A 19,771-nucleotide genomic window follows, 5' to 3' on the forward strand; every position below is an offset into this window, starting at 1 on the left:
TCCGAGGATTCATCGCTCCGGGTTGTGGTTCCTCGGGACAAGCCCGAGGATGATGCAGAGTGTGATGGAAGGTCCAAATACTCTAAGGGCTGCCTCATGCGGCAGCCCCAATCTTTCTACGCCGGATCAGCCTCTATCAGCGCGCTACCAGGCAGCTGCCGCCGGCTGAGCGGAACTTTTCGCACAGCGCCACGGCTTCGTTCTTGTCACCCGCCGGGATGCGGACGCGGTAGAACGTGCCCTTGCCGGCGATTTCGGCGGCCTTGATGTCGACGCCACGTCCACCGATGACCGAGCCGAACTTGGCCGACATGTTCTGGTAGGACTTCTGGGCTTCCGCCTGGCTCGGCAGCGAGGCGATCTGGATGTAGTAGCCACCGGCAGAAGGCGTGCTGGTCGCTGCCGGGGTCGCGGCTGCCGTCTGCTGCTGCGCGGCCTGCGGCTGTGCCGGAGCGGTCGCGGGGCGCACGTTGCCCTGGTTGGTCACCGTTGCCACTACATTGGCAGGCTGCGAGGACGGACGTGCCGCTGGAAGCGGTGCTGCCGACTGCGCTGCCGGCTTGGCGGCGGCGGCAGGTGTGTTGGCCTGCGGCTGAGCCTGCTCCGGCGCGACCGGAACCCGCGATGCCGCGATGACGGCGGGAGCGCCCTCACCGGGCTTGGCGGTCTGCGGCGCTGCAAGCTCCTCGACCTTGTCGGCCTTCGGCGGCTGGGCTGCAGGTACCTCGACCTCCTGGGCAACCAGCGTGCCATCAGGCTTGACGATCATGGTGCGGACTTTGCGCGGCGAAACGCCGGTTGCAGCCGAACCTTCGTTCTGTGCTGCCTTTTCTTCCGGCGAAAGCAGGCGCGGATCCTCGGTCTCGCCAACCGGCGTGCCGGCGGCTTCCATATCCGCGTCGTTTTCGCCTTCAAGCGGCAATTGTTCGGGGATCAGCGTGCGCTGAACCACATCCACCGGCTGCTCGTTGCTGGAAATCAGCGCCGGCTGCTTCGGATCGGCAGCGCTGCCGCCGGCCACGCGGTCATAAACCGCCTTGTCCTGATTTGGCACGACGCGACCGCCCGGATTTTCCGGCACGACCTTCATCGGGTCATTGTCGGCGGAGATGATGACAGGTGCGCCATTGGAGCCCGTGCTGGACGAGCCGCCGGAAACCAGCGCGTAAACGCCGCCACCGATCAGCACCAGACCGATTGCGGCTGCAACCGGCATGACCCAGCGGCGACCGCCCCGTTCATCCTCGTCACGATAAGCCGCCGGATGCTCCACATAGGTATTCTCGGCGTCGCGGGACGCGTTGCCACGGGAAGCCGCAGCCTCCTGCATGGAACGACGGAAATCCTCTTCCAGCGCCCGTTCGAATTCATCGGCCTCTTCCGGAGCCTGAACAGGACGCGCCTGGGCGGCGCCGCGATTTTCCGCATGTTTGTGACGGTCGAGACCACCGGCGACAGCAGGCGCAAACAGCGTCGCTAGCTCGGTATCGATATCGAGATCTTCTTCGTGACGGCGCGCGGCCGGCTTGGGTTCAAAAACCCCGACCGGCAGTTCCGGCACATCCATTTCTATGATGGTTTCCGGATGTTCTTCCGTCTCGCCGATCTGCGAAGGATCGAAAGGCAGGCTTTCCAGCGTCTGCGGTGCGGCCGGCTGCGGTGCTGCAGCAGCGGGACGCGGCTGAACAGCAGCAGCAGCGACCGGTGCGGCAACGGCAACGGGAGCCGGGCGCGGCTGCGGCGCGGGCTGTTCTCTCACGGGCTGCGGCGCGACGTCAGCAACGGCAACCGGAGCAACCGGCTGCTGGCGAACGGGTTGCGGCACGGGCGCAGGTGCAACTTCCGCCTCGGCGATTTCAGACAAATCCAGATCAAGATCGAGATCGTCGAGCGCGAGCTCGAAATCATCATCGTTGAAGCCAGCGAAATCCGTGAAATCCAACTCTTCGACGGGTGCTGCGGGCGCAGCAGCGACAATCGGCGCTGCCTTCGCCGGCGCGGCGGCGACCACGGGCAGCTCCACCTCCGCAGCCTGCGCAGCGGGAACGTCCTGCACGAGCGGTGTTTCGCCACGACCGGGAATGGAATATTTTGCGACGTCGTAAATCAGCTCGTCCATCGGCGAGAGATGTTTCGATGCCGGCTTCTCGGCAACCTCCAACGCCAGAGGCTCTGCGGCAGGTATGAAGGTCTCGGCGACCGAAGGCGTAAAGGACGGAGCGGTCTCTTCCGCCTGAACGACGGCAGGCGCGGGAGCGGCTTCGACCTGCGGCTCGATACGGGCCGCGGCAGGCTGCTGCTCGGAGCGCGGCTCAACCCGCTTCGGATCGACAGCCGAAACATCCCGGCGCGCGCCGAAATTGGCAAGCGGCAGCCGCAGGCTGGAGAATTCCAGCGAAGACCGGCCGCCATGCGACGGCGGGCGCACGGAAATCGGTGCGGGCGCTTCCTCAGCGACAGCTATTTCGACCTCATCGGCGAGATCGAAAGCCTGCGGCTCCGGTGCATAGGACTGAACATTGCTCGAAACATCGGCCGGGAGCTCCGGCATGGCGTGCCATTCGGGCTGCACGGGCTCGGCGGCCTGCGGCTCTTCCCATGCTGCCTGCTGGGCGACCGGCTGGTAAACCATCGGCTCGGCGGGACGCGACTGGCGCGAATGCACATCGAAAACTTCCGCCACCGCGCCGGCATCATCGCGGAAATCCGCGCGAATATCCTGCGTGGTCGTTTCGACGTAGTTGTGAATATAGGCCTGATCGATTTCCGGAAGCGGCTCTTCCCTCACCTCTGGCGCAGATGCGGCCACGGGTGCGGGTTCGGCCACCGGCGCAAGCTCCGGCTCACGGCGGGCGAAAACAGATTCGACACGCTGCATGAAATCGTTGGGGTGGATGCCCGCACGAACATCGTTTGCCGGATCAAGAACGACCGGATCGGCGTGCGGCGCATCGTAAACCTCGAACTCCCGAAGCAGTTCGTCCTCGAGGTTGAATTCGGGTTCGCGGCGGGTTGCCGGTGAGGCAGCGCGTGGCGCAGCTTCGGAACCCGCATGCGAAGGACGATCTTCGAAGCCGACGATACGTGCCAGCTCTGCCAGAGGATCGTTGTCAGCGAAGCCTTCGGACCGGGTGTCCCGGTTATACGCGACATTTTTTTCGACCATTACGTGTTCCACCATCTACGCATTGCAGCTCTTGCCAGCGTATTGTGAGCAAATAATGGTGATATGTTATCGCATTTCAGCAGGTGCGTCCGCTCCTAAAAGCGTAAGGCCGGACCTCAAAACATTTGCGACAGCATTCACCAGCCCAAGTCTGGCAATGCTCAATTCTCGGTTTTTATCGTTAATAAAACGTAATTCCGGCTGGTCTTTACCCTTGTTCCAGTGTCCATGGAAGGAACTGGCGAGATCATAGAGGTAAAAAGCAAGCCGGTGCGGCTCATGCGAAAGGGCTGCGGATTCGATCAGGCGCGGATATTCGGCGAGCTTTGCAACCAGCTGCAACTCATTGATATCACTGATCAAAGCGACAGATGCCGCCATCTCTTCCGCAGAGGGAGCAAGCCCCGGAAACGCTTCCTGCGCCTGCCGGAAGATCGACATTGAGCGGGCGTGCGCATATTGCACGTAAAAAACCGGATTATCCTTCGATTGTTCGGTCACTTTCGCGAAATCGAAGTCCAGCGGCTCGGAATTCTTCCGATAAAGCATCATGAATCGCACGGGATCGCGACCCACTTCGTCGACAACATCGCGCAGCGTGACGAAGTCGCCGGAGCGTTTCGACATCTTCACCGGCTCGCCGTCACGGAACAGCTTGACGAGCTGGCACAGAAGAACCGTCAGCTTCGACTTGCCCTCGGAGACGGCGCGCGCAACGGCTTCAAGACGCTTGACGTAACCGCCATGGTCAGCACCGAGCACATAGATCATCTCGGAGAAACCGCGATCGAACTTGTTCTTGAAATAGGCAACGTCGGCGGCGAAATAGGTGTAGGAACCGTCCGACTTCATCAGCGCGCGGTCCATATCGTCGCCCACTTCCGTGGAGCGGAACAGCGTCTGTTCGCGGTCTTCCCAGTCCTCAGGCAATTCGCCCTTCGGCGGCGGCAGCGTGCCCTTGTAGACATGGCCCTTGAAGGTGAGGTCGTTGATGGCCGAGAGAATCGGACCGCCATTGCCCTCATGCAGCGTGCGCTCCGAGAAGAACACGTCGTGCCTGACGTTGAGCAGCGCAAGATCCTCACGGATCATCACCATCATCGCGTCGATCGCCTTGTCCTTTACGATCGGCAGCCATTTTTCCTCGGGCATGGCGCGCAGCTTGATGCCATATTCATCCGCCAGCGCCTGGCCGACGGGAACGAGATAGTCACCGGGGTAGAGACCGGACGGAATGGTGCCGATATCTTCACCAAGCGCCTCGCGGTAACGCAGGAACACCGAACGGGCCAGCACATCGATCTGCGAGCCGGCATCGTTGATGTAATATTCCTTGGTAACGCCGTAACCCGCAAAAGCGAGCAGGTTCGCCAGCGTGTCGCCGACAACGGCGCCACGGCAATGGCCGACATGCATCGGGCCGGTCGGGTTGGCGGAGACATATTCGACGTTGATCTTCTGGCCAGCACCGACGGTGGAGCGGCCGAAATCGATGCCCTGACTGATCATATCGGCCAGAAGACGCTGCCAGTAACCGACCGAAACCTTGAGATTGATGAAGCCCGGACCGGCGACATTGACGCTGTCGACATCGCCATCCGCCTGAAGTGCGGGCACGATGAGTTCGGCAAGCGCGCGTGGATTGGTGCCGAGCGGCTTCGCCAGCACCATGGCGGCATTGGTTGCTACATCGCCGTGGCTCAGATCACGCGGGGATTCGACCGTAACTCGACTGAAATCGACCTTTTCGCGGTTCTCTTTCACGAGATCGAGGGTCTCGAGCGCGTTTTTGATCCTGGTATCGAAATCAGCAAAAATGTTCATCGTTCCAACCTGCGCGAAGGGCTTCTGTTTATGTCCGGCCATCATAACCGGGTCGGCTCCGCGATTGCCCGCTGCCCTATCGCAAATCGGGGGTGTGGTCAAACAGACGCTGGTGGGCGCGCAGTGCATAACTGTCGGTCATGCCGGCCAGATAGTCGCCCACATGCCGGGCTTTTGCGGCCACGCTCATGCCGGAAATGCTGTCCACCCAGTAGTGGCTCTGCATTTCCGCCGGCGTTTCCATATAACGGTGGAAAAGATCGGTAACGATCTGTGTCGCACCGGCGCGGATGCGCATGATTTCCGGATGCCGGTAGATATGGCCAAACAGCAGCTTCTTGATCTGCCGGTCGGTTTCGGCCATTTCAGGCGAGAAGGTCGCGACGGTGAAATCGGCAGCGCGGATATCGGCGGCGCTTCGCGGTTTCAGGCGGGCAAGATTCTGCTGCGCCACACCGATCACATCCTCGACCATGTGGGTGATCTGCCGGCGCATGATCTCATTCGCGAAACGCTCCTTGTCGAGCACGGGATATTTCGCCCGCACCTGCGCCATCAGTCCACTGAGGAAAGGCACCTCCTCCAGCATCTCGAAGGTGAGATAACCGGCGCGCAGGCCGTCATCGATGTCGTGGGTATTATAGGCGATATCATCGGCAATCGCCGCGACCTGCGCCTCGAGGCTGGCATAGCTGCCGATTTCCAGATCCTGCAGCTCGCAATATTCGAGGATGGGCAGCGGAACCGGTCCCTTGATCCCCTCGCCCTTGGCATTGACCAGCGGGCCGTTGTGCTTGACGAGACCCTCGAGCGTTTCCCATGTGAGGTTGATACCGTCATATTCGGCGTAGCGGCGCTCCAGCTTGGTGACGATGCGCAGCGATTGCGCATTGTGGTCGAAACCACCATAGGGCAACAGCACGGCATCCAGCGCGTCTTCGCCGGTATGACCGAAAGGCGTGTGGCCGAAATCATGCACCAGCGCCACGCCCTCAGCCAGATCCTCGTCCAGCTTCAGCGCGCGGGCAAGCGCTCGCGCAATCTGCGCGACTTCGATGGTGTGGGTGAGACGCGTGCGATAATGGTCGCCGTCAGGGCTGATGAAGACCTGCGTCTTGTGCTTCAGGCGGCGAAAAGCTGTCGTGTGGACGATGCGGTCACGGTCGCGCTGGAATTCGGAACGCGTCAGGCTTCCCTCTTCCGGAAAAAGACGTCCGCGCGTGGTCCATGGATCAGAGGCGAAAACCGCCCTCTCGCCGCTTCCGAAACCCAATGCGCGCTGGTCTATGATCATGCATCCACCTGTTGTCTTCTCTGGCCGGCACTTCCTTTGGTCTCGGCCATTGACCTTTTCATTCACCCTTCATACCTATCGCAGAGGTCAGCGCAAAGCATCATCGCCGCGCTGACCGCCTTCACACAGGCTATAGACCGGTAATTTGACCGGTTTATAATGGTGACAACGAGATTATTGCTCTCCGGTTTTTGACCCCGGCAGGAGAAACGACATGGAAAACAGCGACATTACCCTTTCGGAAGCAGCGGCGAAGCGAATCGCCCAGATCGTCGCGGCCGACGCCGGCAAACAGGCGCTGCGCGTTTCGGTGGAAGGCGGCGGCTGCTCGGGCTTCTCCTACAAGTTCGATCTGGCCGAAGACAAAGCCGATGACGACATCGTGATTGCGCGCGGCGACGCCAAGGTGCTGATCGACAGCCTCTCGGTTGTCTATATGGCCGGCTCCGAAATCGACTTTGTGGATAATCTGCTCGGCCAATCCTTCCAGATCAAGAACCCCAATGCCGTGGCAAGCTGCGGCTGTGGCACAAGCTTCTCGATTTGAGTTGGAAATACCGGCGCGCAATCCGCATGCCAGCCACCAAGCTTTGAAGTAACTCGCCTCTCTCCTCCCCTCATTCCTGTGCCTGTCACAGGAATCCAGTCGACGCGCGTCTGCGCGGCGGGGACTCCTTTCAGCCCAAGGACTTGGGCTGGCTGGATTCCTGTGACAAGCACAGCAATGAGGGAGGAAAAAACGCAGCGATCCCGCCCGCCCGGCGTCTTTCCACCACATCCGCACGGCCATTTTCCAAAAACGGTGGCAATCGATTTTGCATCGGGTAAAAGTACCCTCACAAAAGGGAAACTCCGATGAAGATTGCCACCTGGAACATCAATGGCGTCAAGGCGCGTATCGAAAACCTCTGCCAGTGGCTGAAGGATTCATCGCCTGACATCGTCTGCCTTCAGGAAATCAAATCGGTCGATGAGGGTTTTCCCCGGCTTGAGCTGGAAGCGCTCGGCTATCACGTCGAGACTCACGGCCAGAAGGGCTTCAATGGCGTCGCGCTGCTCTCGAAGGTAAAGCCCGACGAGGTCAATCGCGGCCTGCCGGGCGACGATACCGATGAACAGGCGCGTTTCATCGAAGGCGTGTTTTCCGTCGAAGGCGGCGCGATCCGCGTCTGCTCGCTCTATCTGCCGAACGGCAATCCGCCTGACGATCCGGTCAAATATCCCTACAAGCTTGCCTGGATGGAGCGGCTGCGGCGTTTTGCCGAAGATCGCCTCGCGCTCGAGGAACCGCTCATTCTGGCCGGCGACTACAACGTCATTCCCGAGCCCTTCGATTGCCACGACCCACGCGTGTGGGAAGGCGACGCATTGTTCCTGCCAAAGACCCGCGCAGCCTTCCGCAAGCTGGAGAATCTGGGCTTCACCGATGCCGCGCGGGCTACGACGGATGAAGCAGGACTTTATTCCTTCTGGGATTATCAGGCCGGCGCATGGCCGAAAAACAACGGCATCCGCATCGATCATCTGATGTTATCGGCCGAAGCTGCCGACAGGCTGCAATCCGTCAACATCGAAAAACATGTGCGGGCTTGGGAAAAACCGTCCGACCATGTGCCGGTCTGCGGTTATTTTGCGTTCAGTCCTGCCGGCTGACGACCGGCCCTCTTCAGGCGGAAGAAGCCGCCCTGATCGCCATTCTCAATCCGGATCGTTGAACTGCATGTTCTGCGCCATGGCGATTGCCGCGCGGCGATCATTCTCGCCGGCGAGCGAAAAAGCCTGCTCCTGCAGGTTCTGTATCCAGGTGCAGTCCGCCGCCGTGCATTTGTCGAGCGCGGCCGTCATGAAGGCCAGCCCCTGCGTCGTCTGGCCTTCCTGGAAGATCAGGTTGCCGAAGATCGACATGGCGCCGGCATGGCCGTGCTTGCGGGCCTGGTTGAGCCACTTCTTGGCCTGCTGCACATCAGCGCGGCCGCCCTCGCCGGCGAGAATCATCTCCGCCAGACGGAACTGCGCTTCAGCAACACCAAAGGTGGAGGCCACCTGGAAATAAAGCTGGCGGGCCTGCGAAAGGTCCATTTTGACAGGGCTGCCGGGAATGCCGTGACGGTAATAATCGGCGAGAGAAAGCAGCGCATTAACGAAGAAGCCGGTATCTTCCGAACCCGGCTCGACGCCCTGATTGGCAATTTCGCTGTAGATCTTGAAAGCTTCGAAGTCGTTCTTGGCGACGCCGTCGCCATAGGCGTACATATTGGCCAGCGCCCAGCGCGAGCCGGTATGGCCCTTTTCAGCCGCGTAGCGATAGGCCTCGACGGCTTCACCCTTGTTACCGTTCTTGTAGGCTTTGAAGCCGAACTTGAACAGGTCGAAGGGGCCGGATTCCTTGGTCACGCCCGCATTGATGTCAAAAGCCGCAGCAGGCATTGCGAGCGACGCAAGCAACATGCCCATGAGGAGCGGCTTTAAAACGTTGGCTTCACATTTCAGCATTTCAGCGAACTTCTCTCACTCTTCCCGGCATATAGCCAATACTTGCGGAATACTGCAAAGCCGAACCCGCCGGGTCGCGATTTTTCGAACACACTGCGTCTTTCCGGCAGCACTTTCCAGCGCACCACCGGTGGTCATCTGCGGCAATTGCCCTCATTTTCCAGTGAGACAGATATAGGCATAATTTCCGGCAATATAACGGCATTTCACCGTCCACCGGTCAGCGCCAAACAAGAAAGCCGGACCCAATTCCCGTATTACTTGCTTAAACCCTGAATCCAAACCCGTTTTCACTTTCTGGCCTTGCGCACCACCACATCAAAAGCCTGCATGTTCTTTCATTCCCGCGTCCCTAAACATAAGCCAAGCACCCTGTTTGTGGCGGGAAATGGACAGATATGCTCACATTCCAACGCGACCACACGCTTGCAGAAAAGTGTTGCCAAATCGTCACAAAACTTTCGGGCTAGAAAATTTTATCGAGCAGGAATCATAGTCGCGCATGAAAAAAGGCCCGGTTGGTAAACCGGACCTTTATTTTAGCATCTGCGGAAGGATGGTGTCAGAACTTGACCTTCACGCCGGTCGAGATTGCTGCGACGAGGTCGTTACCGAAGTCGTAGCCCGCCTCGTTGCCGCAGGTGAAGCCTGCGCCGCACGGTCCGCCATTGATGGACGAGCTACCCGAGGTGAGAAGGCCGAGAGCACCGGCAATCTTGAACTCGATGTTCTTGTTCGGGGAGTAGACGATCTGCGTACCCAGCGTCCAGGTATCGGTCTGGGTGCCGATGACGGTCGATGTACCGCGATCCCAGGTCAGGCTTACAGCACCGCTCCACTGTTCGTTGAACTTGTGACCAACGCCGCCGGAAATCGTCCAGCCGTCGCGATAAAACAGGTCGAGCGTATTCAGCGTGTCTGCGCCACTCGGAACGCAGGGAGACGTGCCGACCGCGCAGAAAGGAATGACCTGAATCTGGCTCCAGTCCGTCCACTTGACCGAACCGAAAGCAAGCCAGTCCGGCGCAATACCGGATTGCACCTTGAGCTCGATACTGTCTGGCATGGAAACAGAGCCATAGATCGGCACGAGCTTGCCGCCGTATTTTGCAAGCGTGGGAGATATGGACGGCGGCGTCTGCGGGATCGCCCTGACGTCGGCGAAACCGGTCAGGTCGTGATCGACGGCGCTGTTGTAAACGAGGCTCGCACGGAACGCGATCTCGGGAATCTCATAGGCCATGCCGGCGCGCCAGCCCCAGCCGTCACCTTCCATCTCAAGTTTGCCGACGCCGCTGAAGCTGGACCAGGCCGGATTGAGGCCCAGAACGGCCGGGCCGAGAACCTGACGGTATTTATAACCGCTCAATTCCTGATAGAAGCCGCCGCCGATGATCGAGAAGTCACCCTTGCCAAGATCGAACTTCACCCGGCAGGTGGTGGCGTAATTGTGCGACTTGACCTTGGTTTCGATATTGTAGCTCGATCCCTGCCAGATGCCGGGATTGAGATGCGCGCCCCATGGCTGCGAATAGTCGAACATGCAGTCGCCGAAATCGCCGATTGCCGCCTTGGCGCCGACGCGGGTCGACCAGAAGTTTTCAGAGTCATCTGCGCTTCTTGACCAGGCCGCAGGCAAAGGACCGCTCTTCAGCGGATTGTCCCGCGCATTCTCCACCTTACGCTGCGGTGCGACGAAGGTCGCGGAACTGTCGAGAACATAATCGGACGGATCGAACAGCAGGTCGATATTGTAACCACCGCGCTCAAGGCCACCCGCCAGTGAAGGCGTTACCGCCGCGATGCTGACTGCGAAACATACCGCGCCGCGAAAAATTGCAGTTTTTGCCATCTCTCTCCCCAATCAAGGCAATGTGATCATCAAAAGAGTGAAGCTCTTCGCAGCAAATGACAATCTGCCGCACACTGGCACAGTTCTGCGACACTTCTCCATTTTTTACGTAAGAATTTCATGTCGATCCCCTTGCATAGTCATTTTAGGTTATTTTTCTAATCCAATTGAAGCAATCCGACATAAAATGAAACAAATTCCCACTTGAGACGGGAATTGTCTCCAAATAACCACACTCACGGGTTTCCCGAGGAAACGCGCTTATCAGGCCGTTTTTGTTGGCTTTTTTAACTGTTCGGACAATTTCTGGCTGAAAATGGCGTGAAATAATCGCTCATTCGAGTGCACATGATTCGCCATTGCAGTGCAGCAATCAATCGAGACGACTTGATATACCAAAGCAAAAAAACGCCCCGTTTCAAACGGGGCGTTTTTGTTTCTCCAAAGCCGTAAGCGGTATATTACCCCGCTTCGCTGACCCGTGTGAGCGCCGTTCTCAGGCTTGCAAGCTGCACTTCCAGCTCGGCCTTGCGCTCGCGCTCGGCGGCAACCACTTCCGGATCGGCATTGGCCACGAATTTTTCGTTCGACAGCTTTTTGTCGATGCGTTCCATTTCCGCATCCACCTTGCCGATCGCCTTTTCGAGACGGGTCTGCTCAGCCGCGAGATCAACGAGGTTGCCGAGCGGCAGGCATACCGTCGCCTCGCCGACGATGATCTGCGCGGAACCCTTCGGCGCAACCTCGGCGGCACGGATTTCATCCGCCCGCGCCAGACGCCGGATGGCGGCGGCGTGGCGGTCGAGCCGTGCTTCGGTGGAGGTATTGGCGCCGACGACCACAAGCGACGCGGTGGCGCCCGGCGGCACGTTCATTTCGGCACGCGCGGAGCGGATGCCGGAAACGAGATCGATCAGCCAGTTGATTTCCGCAGCTGCGGCATCATCGCGAAACTCCGGCGTCGGCCAGTCGGTGAGGCACAGCAGATCATCCCGCTCCTCGCCCTCGCCCGCCGTGTGCGCCCACAGCTCTTCGGTCATGAAGGGCATGAAGGGATGCAGGAGCTTGTAGATTTCTTCCAGAACATAGGCCGCACAGGCCTGGGATTCCCGCTTCGCCTTTTCGTCTTCGCCACTGAAGACAGGCTTCAGCAGTTCCAGATACCAGTCACAGAACTGGTTCCAGACGAAGCGATAGAGAATGCCTGACGCATCGTTGAAGCGGAAATTCTCAAGCGCCGCCGTCACGTCGCGCGCCGTATTGGCAAGCTCGGTCAGGATCCAGCGGTTGATGGTCAACGATGCGGTTTCAGCCAGGAAGTGCGGATCGCGCTTGACGCCATTCATCTCGGCAAAGCGCGTGGCGTTCCAAAGCTTGGTGCCGAAGTTGCGGTAACCGGCGATACGTGCCGGATCGAGCTTCACGTCGCGACCCTGCGCCGCCATGATGGCCAGCGTGAAACGCAGCGCATCCGCGCCGTATTCGTCGATCAGTTCCAGCGGGTCGATGACGTTGCCCTTGGACTTCGACATCTTCTGGCCGTTCTTGTCGCGAACCAGCGCGTGAATATAGACCGTGCTGAAGGGCTCAACCGGATTGCCGGCGTCGTCCTTCATGAAATGCAGGCCCATCTGCATCATCCGCACCACCCAGAAGGGGATGATGTCGAAACCGGTGACCAGCACGTTGGTCGGGTAATAACGCGCCAGTTCCGGCGTCTGTTCGGGCCAGCCGAGTGTCGAGAACGGCCAGAGCGCCGACGAGAACCAGGTGTCGAGCACGTCTTCGTCGCGCGTCAGGATTTCGCCCGGCGCGAAGTTCTCGAGCTTCTCTTCGACCCAGGCCTTCCACGGACCTTCATGGGCGATATAGTGCTGGATGGCGGCCTGCAGGGCCTCTTCTTCGGTCTTCTCAACAAAGACCTGCCCGTCCGGGCCATACCATGCGGGAATCTGGTGTCCCCACCACAATTGCCGCGAGATGCACCACGGCTGGATATTCTCCATCCACTGGAAGTAAGTGTTTTCCCAGTTCTTCGGCACAAAATTGGTGCGGCCTTCGCGAACCGAGGCAATCGCCGGCTGCGCCAGCGTCTTGTTGTCCACCCACCACTGGTCGGTCAGGCGCGGCTCGATCGGCACGCCGCCGCGGTCGCCATGCGGCACCACATGCTTGTGCGGCTCGATCTTGTCGAGCAGCCCGGCCTCTTCGAAGATTTCAACGATGATCTTGCGCGCGGTAAAGCGATCCTGTCCTTCCAGACGATCCCATGCGCCGTGGAGCGCAGCGGGATGGCTGAGGCCTTCGAGGAAATCCTCGTTCTCCTTGATGGTGATCGTGCCGTCGATATTCATGACATTGATGGCGCGCAGGCTGCAGCGCTTGCCGACTTCGAAATCGTTGAAGTCATGCGCAGGCGTAATCTTCACGGCGCCCGTGCCGGCGGTCGGATCGGCATAGTCATCGGCAACGATCGGGATCTTGCGGCCGACGATCGGCAGGATGACATGCTTGCCGACAATGCCCTTGTAACGCTCATCCTCGGGGTTCACCGCAATGCCGGTATCGCCGAGCATCGTTTCCGGACGCGTCGTGGCGACGACGATATAATCGCGGGTCTCGAACTCGGTGGGTTTGCCCTCCTCATCGAAAGCGATCGGATACTGATAGGTAACGCCCTTTTCGAGCGGGTAGCGCAGGTGCCAGAGATTACCCTTGACCTCGATCTGCTCGACTTCCATGTCGGAAATCGCGGTCAGCAGCTTCGGATCCCAGTTGACCAGACGCTTGTCCTTATAGATCAGGCCCTGCTTGTAGAGTGTGACGAAAACTTCGAGTACAGCCTCGGAGAGACCTTCATCCATGGTGAAGCGCTCACGCGACCAGTCGCAGGATGCGCCAAGGCGTTTCAGCTGGTTGAAGATCAGACCGCCGGATTCGGCCTTCCATTCCCAGACCTTCTCCACGAAAGCCTCGCGGCCCATCTCACGGCGGCCGGGAAGCTGGCCTTCCATCAGCTTGCGCTCGACGACCATCTGCGTGGCGATGCCGGCATGGTCCATGCCCGGTTGCCACAGCACGTCCTTGCCGCGCATACGCTCGAAGCGGACCAGAATATCCTGCAGCGTGTTGTTGAGCGCGTGGCCCATATGCAGGGAGCCGGTCACATTCGGCGGCGGGATGACGATGGTGAAGGTTTCCGCGCCCGGCTTGGCGTTGGCGCCGGCACGAAAAGCATTAGCCTCGTCCCAGGCTTTGGCGATCTTCGGTTCGACGGATGCGGAATCGTAGGTCTTTTCGAGCATTTCCTGACCTGAATTTTAGAGTTCTTGTGTGGATTTTTTTAAATAAGGATGGACGGGAGAGAGTCAACAGAAACCCGCCCGCGAGCCAACCATTGAGCGGACCCACGGGTGACTATGACCCCATAACACCTTCATCTTCAACAAAAAAGCCGCCCCGTTGCCGGAGCGGCCGCTGTTTCATCGCATCATCAGCAATTGCAGATGCGACAAGAGCGGGACTTAGCGGCGCGAACCGCGCGCCACACGCTCGATTTCCTCGCGCACGAGACGCTCCACCAGCGTCGGCAGATTGTCTTCCAGCCAGTCCTGCAGCATCGGGCGCAGCATCTCGGCGGCCATATCCTCGATCGAGCGCCGCTCGACACCGTCGAAAACCTCCGCCAGCTCGCTGAAGGAACGGGCGATCTGCGCACCGGCAGCGGCGGAAAGCAGATTGAGCGACAGGCCGCCCTCAACATCCGCCTCGTCTTTTGCCTGCAACTCGGCCAGATCGAATGTCGGCGTCTCAACGACAGGGTTCAGCACCGCGATGTCGAAACGCTCCGCTGTCAGCGGCGTTTCAATAGCACCGCGCAGAGTAAGCTGATCGAAACGGCTTTCGGCCGAAGGCGCGCTTTCGACGGCGGCAGCGGCGGCGCGATCCTCAGCGGCAAAAGATGCCGGCTGCTCGTTCACACCTGCGGCCACCACGGCTGCCATCAGCGGCCGAACATCCGTCGGACGCTGCGGCGCGGCGCGGTCGGAAGACGATACGGACGAAGGCTGCGATACATTCGGGGCGGCTGCGGCCGGCAACCCGGTCTCGGCCGCGCCACGCTGCGCCTGCGCGGCGAAAGCCTGCGGTCCCATGGCGGCGTTACGGTCGGCGGCAGCACGCACACGGGCGGCGACATCGGCAAGCGACATGGTCTTCTCGGCAGAGCTTTCCTGCCGTTCAGCCATGGGCCCTTCAGAAATCGGCGAAAAATCCTGCGCAGGCCGTGCGCCAAAAGCCTGGTTTGCGGCGGGGGGAACGCGTGCCGGCGGGCTGATGGGCTCCGCCACGAAGGCCGCTTCGCTTGCAGCCTCGTCTTCATCGTCATAGACCGGCGGCAACTGCCCGGAAAACGCGCCGGTGGGTCCGGTCTCGTTGCTTTCGATGATCCGGCGGATAGACGCCAGAATCTCTTCCATGGACGGTTCACGCGCTACGCTTGGCTGAGCCATATCAATCCCCGGTTTCCACTCTTCGAGCGCCCTTACCGCATCCCACGGACATCGGATGAAGCGCTCCTTGACCTGTTCAATTCGCACATCGCGTTTCCGACAACCAAAATCGATCGTCACACCGATGCTCTGAAACATGGTCGGCCAAAGCGCTTGAGCAATTTTGCCGTCCCTGTCACAGGATCATGCGGGGCAGAAATACGCACACCCCGAATCACCCTTAGTTTAGGTCAGCATAGCGAGGAACTAAATCACTGATTCGACAAGTTTCGTGATGATGCACAGCTTTGTGAGAGCGGCCGGGAGGAAGCGCTCTTCCGGCAAACCAAACGCAAAAACGCCGGGGCGGAAAGTCCACCCCGGCGTCAAAAAGACGATGATCGTTTGCCGATCAGAAAACGAATTCAGCCGCCTTGGCAAAACCCGGCACCGGCTTGACCGACGCATTGAAGAAGGTAGCGGCCGATGTGCCGTTACCATCGCGGCGATAGACGGTGGCCTTCGCGGCTCCGCCATATCCGACAACGACAACCAGACGTCCGCCGTCGCGGAGCTGGTCGATCAACGCCGCCGGCACTTCTTCCACCGAGCCATTGATGAAAATGAGGTCATACGGCGCTTCGCCCGCATAGCCCTTTTCGAGATCGCCGGTCACGACGGCGACATTGTCATATCCGAGCGAAGCCAGCGTCTCGGTCGCCTGTGCGGCCAGCGCCTCATCGCTTTCGAGCGAAACCACCGAACCGGCAAGCTGGGAAAGAATGGCAGCCGCATAACCTGCACCGCCACCGACTTCCAGGACGACGTCTTCCTTCGATACGGCCGAAAGCTGCAGCAGCTTCGCCAGCGGCGAAGTCTTCATGACATAACGGGCCGGGCGGCCGTCGCGGGCGGGACAGATCTGCAGATCCTCGTCCACATAGGCAATCTGCCGCACGCCCGCCGGCACGAAAGCCTCGCGCGGCACGCTCAAAAACGCCTTCAGCACGGAATGCGACGTCACGTCGGTCGTGCGCAACTGGCTGTCGACCATATTGGCGCGTGCGGTTTCGAAATCCATCATGTCCTTATCGCCTCAATTTCACGGATAGGGGCCAAAAACCAGCCCAAGTCGGAAGATGCAGCCGACCGTTAAAACAATCTCATAATTGCCAGAGGCTGCGCTTTCAAGCGCGCTCATTGGCTGCGGTCCTAAAAAGCACCGGAGGGTGATGCAAATTTCCCGCGATTGGCGTGAATCGCATCGTCAGGAAGCAGGAATATCCGGCATGATCCACCAGAAAAGCTGAACGAGATCGCTCCAAAGCTGCGTCAGGTCCTCGATCATCTGGATCGTCGTCACATAGGCATAGATCGCCAAGACAGTCACGACACCGAGGAGCAGCCATGGCCAGAGCCTTCGCTTCCTGCCGTTGCCCGCCTTGTCCTGCCGATCCTGATCCACGCTCTTCTCCTGCATTCTGGCCAAAAAAACAGCGCGCATGCGCGTCATCTACGGGTCGCAGATCTGATGTAGTGCCGATGGTGGAGAAATTTGGAGGCCTCGCCCGGAATTGAACCGGGGTACAAGGATTTGCAGTCCTCTGCGTCACCACTCCGCCACGAGGCCTCACACGCTCATCAATCAAGCGATGGCGGGCATTTAGAACGAATCCATTATGGGCGCAAGAGGGTTCGTTCCGAATGTAGTGTTTTTTCGGATAGGACCGGCACGCAGCAAAGGTGGGTCACCTAAGCGCTTAAGATTCCGAAGCTTTTTGTATCTGCTTCATATCTCGGAAGAAAACAAAGCCCGCATCCGGCGCGTTTGCGCCGTCGCGGGCAATGCTGCATCTTATATGCCGATCGGTCAGATCCGTCCAAGCAGGACCAGGATCAAGACGATGACCAGAACCAGTCCGAGACCACCCGAGGGGCCGTAGCCGTAATTATGGTAACCCCAGCTGGGCAGCGCGCCGATCAGGAAAAGAATGAGCAGGATGACGAGGATGGTGCCGAGCATGTGTAACCCTCCACTGTTGGCATGTGTCTGCCTGATTGAATGATGAAACGCGCAAAAAGTTCCCTTTCCTGCAGGTCCGGCAGCATAATTGCAGGCAGGCATCCTGTTCCGTTTCAACGGGTTACACCGGCAGTTCAAGAATGCGGCCCTTGCTCCCGTCTCCTGAAGTAATTCTCTGGCTAATTATATCGCGGCGGGAAGCTCCGGATGCGAATGACAGGCCTGCCCTCACGCGGATCGACCAAACCAGCGATTTATTCGTGGTAATTTCTCGGCCTATGTCTATCGGCAGTTGTCCGTCATATTAAGCGCCAGTCCCCCGTACCCTGAAACTGGCGGGAGACGGAGAGATCTGGCATCACTGGCAGTGCGCCAGATCTCTCCCGCCCCTCCCCAAGGGCCTCAAATTCTCCTTTGCAGGCACACGGATATTTTACCGACCGTGTCACGCCTTTGCCTTGCCTTGCCGGTTTCAGTCCGGCTAGACCCCGTGCCGGGAGGGAGAAACGAGAATCATATGTCCGGTTTTGCGAACCTCATCCCGCTTTTCATCTTTGGCCTGCTCGTCTACTTTTTCTTTCGCTGGGTCGCGCGCGACATTCAGAATCCGAAAAGCAAATAGTCGGGGAAAATCGCCTCCGGCCCCTTGCCCGCCGGGAACCGCCGCGCCTCCATCTCGTTTTCACAGACGCACTTCGGAGGACAGGATGAAAACGCTCGCATCATCGGCCACTATAGCGCTTGCACTGGCACTTGCCGGATGCACCGCCGGCACGACCGCCTATGTCGGCCCCGCGCCCTATGTCGAACCCATCCCCGGCAGCATCATCTACAGGGGCCAGCCGCGCACCAAGCTGACGAAATCGCCGATCGGCAGTACGTTCAGCCATGAATTCCGCATAGACGGCAGCACAAGGGCGGTGGAAACCTATCGCATTGCGCCCGACCGCTCGCTGGAACTCATCGACCGGCGCATCATTCGCGACTGGCTGTTCGGGCGCGACGACTGACCGCACCGCAACCGGCAGAAACGCATCCGCAACGGGATTGCGCATCCTGACCGCTTCGTTTAGAGCCGGGCGCAACAACCAAGATGGATAGGCGATGAATACGCGCTGGCAAAAACCCGTCCTGATCGCGTTCGAAACGCCGGGCGATTACACGAGCATCGAAACCACGCAGGCCGCCTCCTGGGCGCTGATCGAGGACTGGCCGATAGAAGACGGCGATGCGCTGGACAAGGCGCTGCTGATCTGCGCCGCCGTCGATGCAGGCCGGAAAAAGCCCGAGGACGCGCGCAAGGCCTTCATCGCAGCCGCAATCGAAGCGGGCCTCGATATCAAGGCCTGATGGCGCAATAACTGGGGCCGCAGACTATAAATGCCGTCTGCAGCGCTACGTTTTCAACAAGACAGGTTCGATGGATCGCAACAGATGGAAGCTTCCGGAAACATGAAAAAAGCCCTGTTCATTTTTCTCCTCTCCTGCCTGGCGATCGGCCTTCTCGGCCACCTCGTGGTCGCCTTCGTCGTCACAGGCTGAAGCGTGAAAACGCCCTCCGTCGAAAGGCGGAGAGGCTGGATTTTAGAATTTCCTGAATTTCATTCTTTCGTTATGGAACCGCGATAAACTTTGACCGTTCTCTTTTCACTCAACAGGAGGAGGGTTGGAATGCGTGACGGATTGAACGGTTTTCTCGAAATCTCGATGATTGGCTTCGTGGTCGCAAGCTGCCTTTTCATGGTCAACCTGCCGATTTGACCCACCTCAAAAATCTATCTCCGGCAGAACCGGCGACTTGACGTTCCGGCATAAAAAATGCGGCCTTTTGGGCCGCATTTCTGTTTCAACAAATCATCACATCAGGCAGAAAGCTTGGCGGCCAGCTTGGCGACATGGGCGCCCTGATAACGAGCGGCTTCCAGCTCGATTTCGGAAGGCTGACGCGAACCATCGCCATCGGTGATGGTGGAGGCGCCATAGGGCGAACCGCCCTTGATTTCATCAACGCCCATCTGGCCCTGGAAAGCATAGGGCAGGCCGACAACGGCCATGCCGTGGTGCAGGAAGGTGGGGATGAAGCCGAGAATGGTGGATTCTTGACCGCCATGCTGGGTGGCGGACGAGGTGAAGGCCGAGCCGACCTTGCCGACCAGCTTGCCACTGAACCACAGGCCACCGGTCTGGTCCCAGAAATTGCGCATCTGCGACGCCACCGTGCCGAAACGCGTGCCGGCGCCGACGATGATCGCATCGTAATCCGCCAGTTCGTCCACCGTCGCCACCGGAGCCGGCTGGTCCAGCTTGAAGTGGGAGGACTTGGCAACCTCTTCCGGAACGAGTTCGGGAACGCGCTTGACCACGGCTTCCGCGCCGGTGGACTTCACGCCCTCGGCAACCGCATAGGCCATTTTCTCGATATGGCCGTAAGAGGAGTAATAAAGTACCAGAACCTTCGTCATTCTCTTCGTTTCCTTTGCTGGAACTGTTTCCGGCGTACCGGCGACAAGCTTCTTTAAAAACTCGATGATCATCGGCGTTGACCTGTAAAAACCGTATGACAAAAACGTAGCGGACGGATCGGTCTCTCGCCAGCCGGGGATTGGCATACGCACTGTTCACGATGAGT

Annotated in this window: 15 protein-coding genes and 1 tRNA gene; 4 read left to right on the forward strand and 12 right to left on the reverse strand. The window is 59.3% G+C overall.

Annotated elements, in window-relative coordinates:
- Positions 1–136: 136 nt before the first annotated feature.
- The 3 genes from MRBLRC7O_RS06865 to MRBLRC7O_RS06875 form a co-directional block, all read right to left on the reverse strand.
- A complete protein-coding gene (locus MRBLRC7O_RS06865) occupies positions 137–3,166 on the reverse strand; it encodes an SPOR domain-containing protein (RefSeq protein ID WP_080866186.1) in 3,030 nt (1,009 codons plus the stop codon).
- A gap of 66 nt (positions 3,167–3,232) precedes the next feature.
- Positions 3,233–4,990 carry an arginine--tRNA ligase gene (gene argS / locus MRBLRC7O_RS06870; protein ID WP_080866592.1) on the reverse strand — a complete coding sequence of 586 codons (1,758 nt, stop codon included), beginning with the start codon at positions 4,988–4,990 and terminating at the stop codon, positions 3,233–3,235.
- A 76-nt stretch (positions 4,991–5,066) separates the two neighbouring features.
- Positions 5,067–6,284 (reverse strand): deoxyguanosinetriphosphate triphosphohydrolase, encoded by a 1,218-nt coding sequence (locus MRBLRC7O_RS06875; RefSeq protein ID WP_003509728.1) that lies wholly within the window; start codon positions 6,282–6,284, stop codon positions 5,067–5,069.
- 214 nt (positions 6,285–6,498) lie between these two features.
- Between MRBLRC7O_RS06875 and erpA the strand changes: the two genes are divergently transcribed.
- Positions 6,499–6,831, forward strand: a complete 333-nt coding sequence (gene erpA, locus MRBLRC7O_RS06880; RefSeq protein ID WP_003509729.1) for an iron-sulfur cluster insertion protein ErpA — start codon at positions 6,499–6,501, stop codon at positions 6,829–6,831.
- Between the two features lie 308 nt (positions 6,832–7,139).
- On the forward strand, positions 7,140–7,937 hold the full coding sequence (gene xth, locus MRBLRC7O_RS06885) for an exodeoxyribonuclease III (RefSeq protein ID WP_080866187.1): 798 nt from the start codon (positions 7,140–7,142) through the stop codon (positions 7,935–7,937).
- Between the two features lie 45 nt (positions 7,938–7,982).
- Here xth and exoR read toward each other — a convergent pair whose 3' ends face one another.
- The 8 genes from exoR to MRBLRC7O_RS06925 form a co-directional block, all read right to left on the reverse strand.
- On the reverse strand, positions 7,983–8,777 hold the full coding sequence (gene exoR / locus MRBLRC7O_RS06890) for an exopolysaccharide production regulator ExoR (RefSeq protein WP_003509731.1): 795 nt from the start codon (positions 8,775–8,777) through the stop codon (positions 7,983–7,985).
- Between the two features lie 562 nt (positions 8,778–9,339).
- Positions 9,340–10,629, reverse strand: coding sequence for an outer membrane protein transport protein (locus MRBLRC7O_RS06895; RefSeq protein ID WP_003509739.1), 1,290 nt, complete (start codon positions 10,627–10,629; stop codon positions 9,340–9,342).
- Between the two features lie 461 nt (positions 10,630–11,090).
- Positions 11,091–13,934, reverse strand: a complete 2,844-nt coding sequence (locus MRBLRC7O_RS06900) for a valine--tRNA ligase (RefSeq protein ID WP_080866188.1) — start codon at positions 13,932–13,934, stop codon at positions 11,091–11,093.
- Between the two features lie 219 nt (positions 13,935–14,153).
- Entirely contained in the window at positions 14,154–15,140 is a 987-nt protein-coding gene (gene popZ / locus MRBLRC7O_RS06905) for a cell division protein PopZ (protein ID WP_080866593.1), read from the reverse strand.
- A 391-nt stretch (positions 15,141–15,531) separates the two neighbouring features.
- The gene (locus tag MRBLRC7O_RS06910; RefSeq protein ID WP_020810546.1) at positions 15,532–16,203 is read right to left on the reverse strand and encodes a protein-L-isoaspartate O-methyltransferase family protein; all 672 of its coding nucleotides are present in this window, start codon (positions 16,201–16,203) and stop codon (positions 15,532–15,534) included.
- Positions 16,204–16,386: 183 nt separating this feature from the next.
- A complete protein-coding gene (locus MRBLRC7O_RS06915; RefSeq protein ID WP_162686120.1) occupies positions 16,387–16,632 on the reverse strand; it encodes a hypothetical protein in 246 nt (81 codons plus the stop codon).
- 43 nt (positions 16,633–16,675) lie between these two features.
- Positions 16,676–16,749, reverse strand: a tRNA-Cys gene (locus tag MRBLRC7O_RS06920).
- A gap of 240 nt (positions 16,750–16,989) precedes the next feature.
- Positions 16,990–17,142 (reverse strand): DUF3309 family protein, encoded by a 153-nt coding sequence (locus tag MRBLRC7O_RS06925; protein WP_003495626.1) that lies wholly within the window; start codon positions 17,140–17,142, stop codon positions 16,990–16,992.
- 707 nt (positions 17,143–17,849) lie between these two features.
- Here MRBLRC7O_RS06925 and MRBLRC7O_RS06930 point away from each other — a divergent pair.
- The gene (locus MRBLRC7O_RS06930; protein WP_003509745.1) at positions 17,850–18,152 is read left to right on the forward strand and encodes a hypothetical protein; all 303 of its coding nucleotides are present in this window, start codon (positions 17,850–17,852) and stop codon (positions 18,150–18,152) included.
- A gap of 94 nt (positions 18,153–18,246) precedes the next feature.
- Positions 18,247–18,492 carry a DUF982 domain-containing protein gene (locus MRBLRC7O_RS06935; RefSeq protein ID WP_003509748.1) on the forward strand — a complete coding sequence of 82 codons (246 nt, stop codon included), beginning with the start codon at positions 18,247–18,249 and terminating at the stop codon, positions 18,490–18,492.
- Positions 18,493–19,004: 512 nt separating this feature from the next.
- Here the strand turns inward: MRBLRC7O_RS06935 and wrbA are convergent.
- Positions 19,005–19,604 carry an NAD(P)H:quinone oxidoreductase type IV gene (gene wrbA / locus MRBLRC7O_RS06940; protein WP_003509751.1) on the reverse strand — a complete coding sequence of 200 codons (600 nt, stop codon included), beginning with the start codon at positions 19,602–19,604 and terminating at the stop codon, positions 19,005–19,007.
- Positions 19,605–19,771: the final 167 nt, after the last annotated feature.

Origin of the sequence: Agrobacterium radiobacter (assembly GCF_040801995.1) — a bacterium.
GTDB classification, from domain to species: domain Bacteria; phylum Pseudomonadota; class Alphaproteobacteria; order Rhizobiales; family Rhizobiaceae; genus Agrobacterium; species Agrobacterium radiobacter.

Coding starts and splice junctions, on each gene's coding strand:
- wrbA (WP_003509751.1), bottom strand. CDS start 19,604: ATGACGAAGGTTCTGGTACTTTATTACTCCTCTTACGGCCATATCGAG.
- MRBLRC7O_RS06875 (WP_003509728.1), bottom strand. CDS start 6,284: ATGATCATAGACCAGCGCGCATTGGGTTTCGGAAGCGGCGAGAGGGCG.
- MRBLRC7O_RS06915 (WP_162686120.1), bottom strand. CDS start 16,632: ATGACGCGCATGCGCGCTGTTTTTTTGGCCAGAATGCAGGAGAAGAGC.
- MRBLRC7O_RS06925 (WP_003495626.1), bottom strand. CDS start 17,142: ATGCTCGGCACCATCCTCGTCATCCTGCTCATTCTTTTCCTGATCGGC.
- MRBLRC7O_RS06900 (WP_080866188.1), bottom strand. CDS start 13,934: ATGCTCGAAAAGACCTACGATTCCGCATCCGTCGAACCGAAGATCGCC.
- MRBLRC7O_RS06895 (WP_003509739.1), bottom strand. CDS start 10,629: ATGGCAAAAACTGCAATTTTTCGCGGCGCGGTATGTTTCGCAGTCAGC.
- exoR (WP_003509731.1), bottom strand. CDS start 8,777: ATGCTGAAATGTGAAGCCAACGTTTTAAAGCCGCTCCTCATGGGCATG.
- argS (WP_080866592.1), bottom strand. CDS start 4,990: ATGAACATTTTTGCTGATTTCGATACCAGGATCAAAAACGCGCTCGAG.
- MRBLRC7O_RS06930 (WP_003509745.1), top strand. CDS start 17,850: ATGAAAACGCTCGCATCATCGGCCACTATAGCGCTTGCACTGGCACTT.
- xth (WP_080866187.1), top strand. CDS start 7,140: ATGAAGATTGCCACCTGGAACATCAATGGCGTCAAGGCGCGTATCGAA.
- MRBLRC7O_RS06910 (WP_020810546.1), bottom strand. CDS start 16,203: ATGATGGATTTCGAAACCGCACGCGCCAATATGGTCGACAGCCAGTTG.
- erpA (WP_003509729.1), top strand. CDS start 6,499: ATGGAAAACAGCGACATTACCCTTTCGGAAGCAGCGGCGAAGCGAATC.
- MRBLRC7O_RS06865 (WP_080866186.1), bottom strand. CDS start 3,166: ATGGTCGAAAAAAATGTCGCGTATAACCGGGACACCCGGTCCGAAGGC.
- MRBLRC7O_RS06935 (WP_003509748.1), top strand. CDS start 18,247: ATGAATACGCGCTGGCAAAAACCCGTCCTGATCGCGTTCGAAACGCCG.
- popZ (WP_080866593.1), bottom strand. CDS start 15,140: ATGGCTCAGCCAAGCGTAGCGCGTGAACCGTCCATGGAAGAGATTCTG.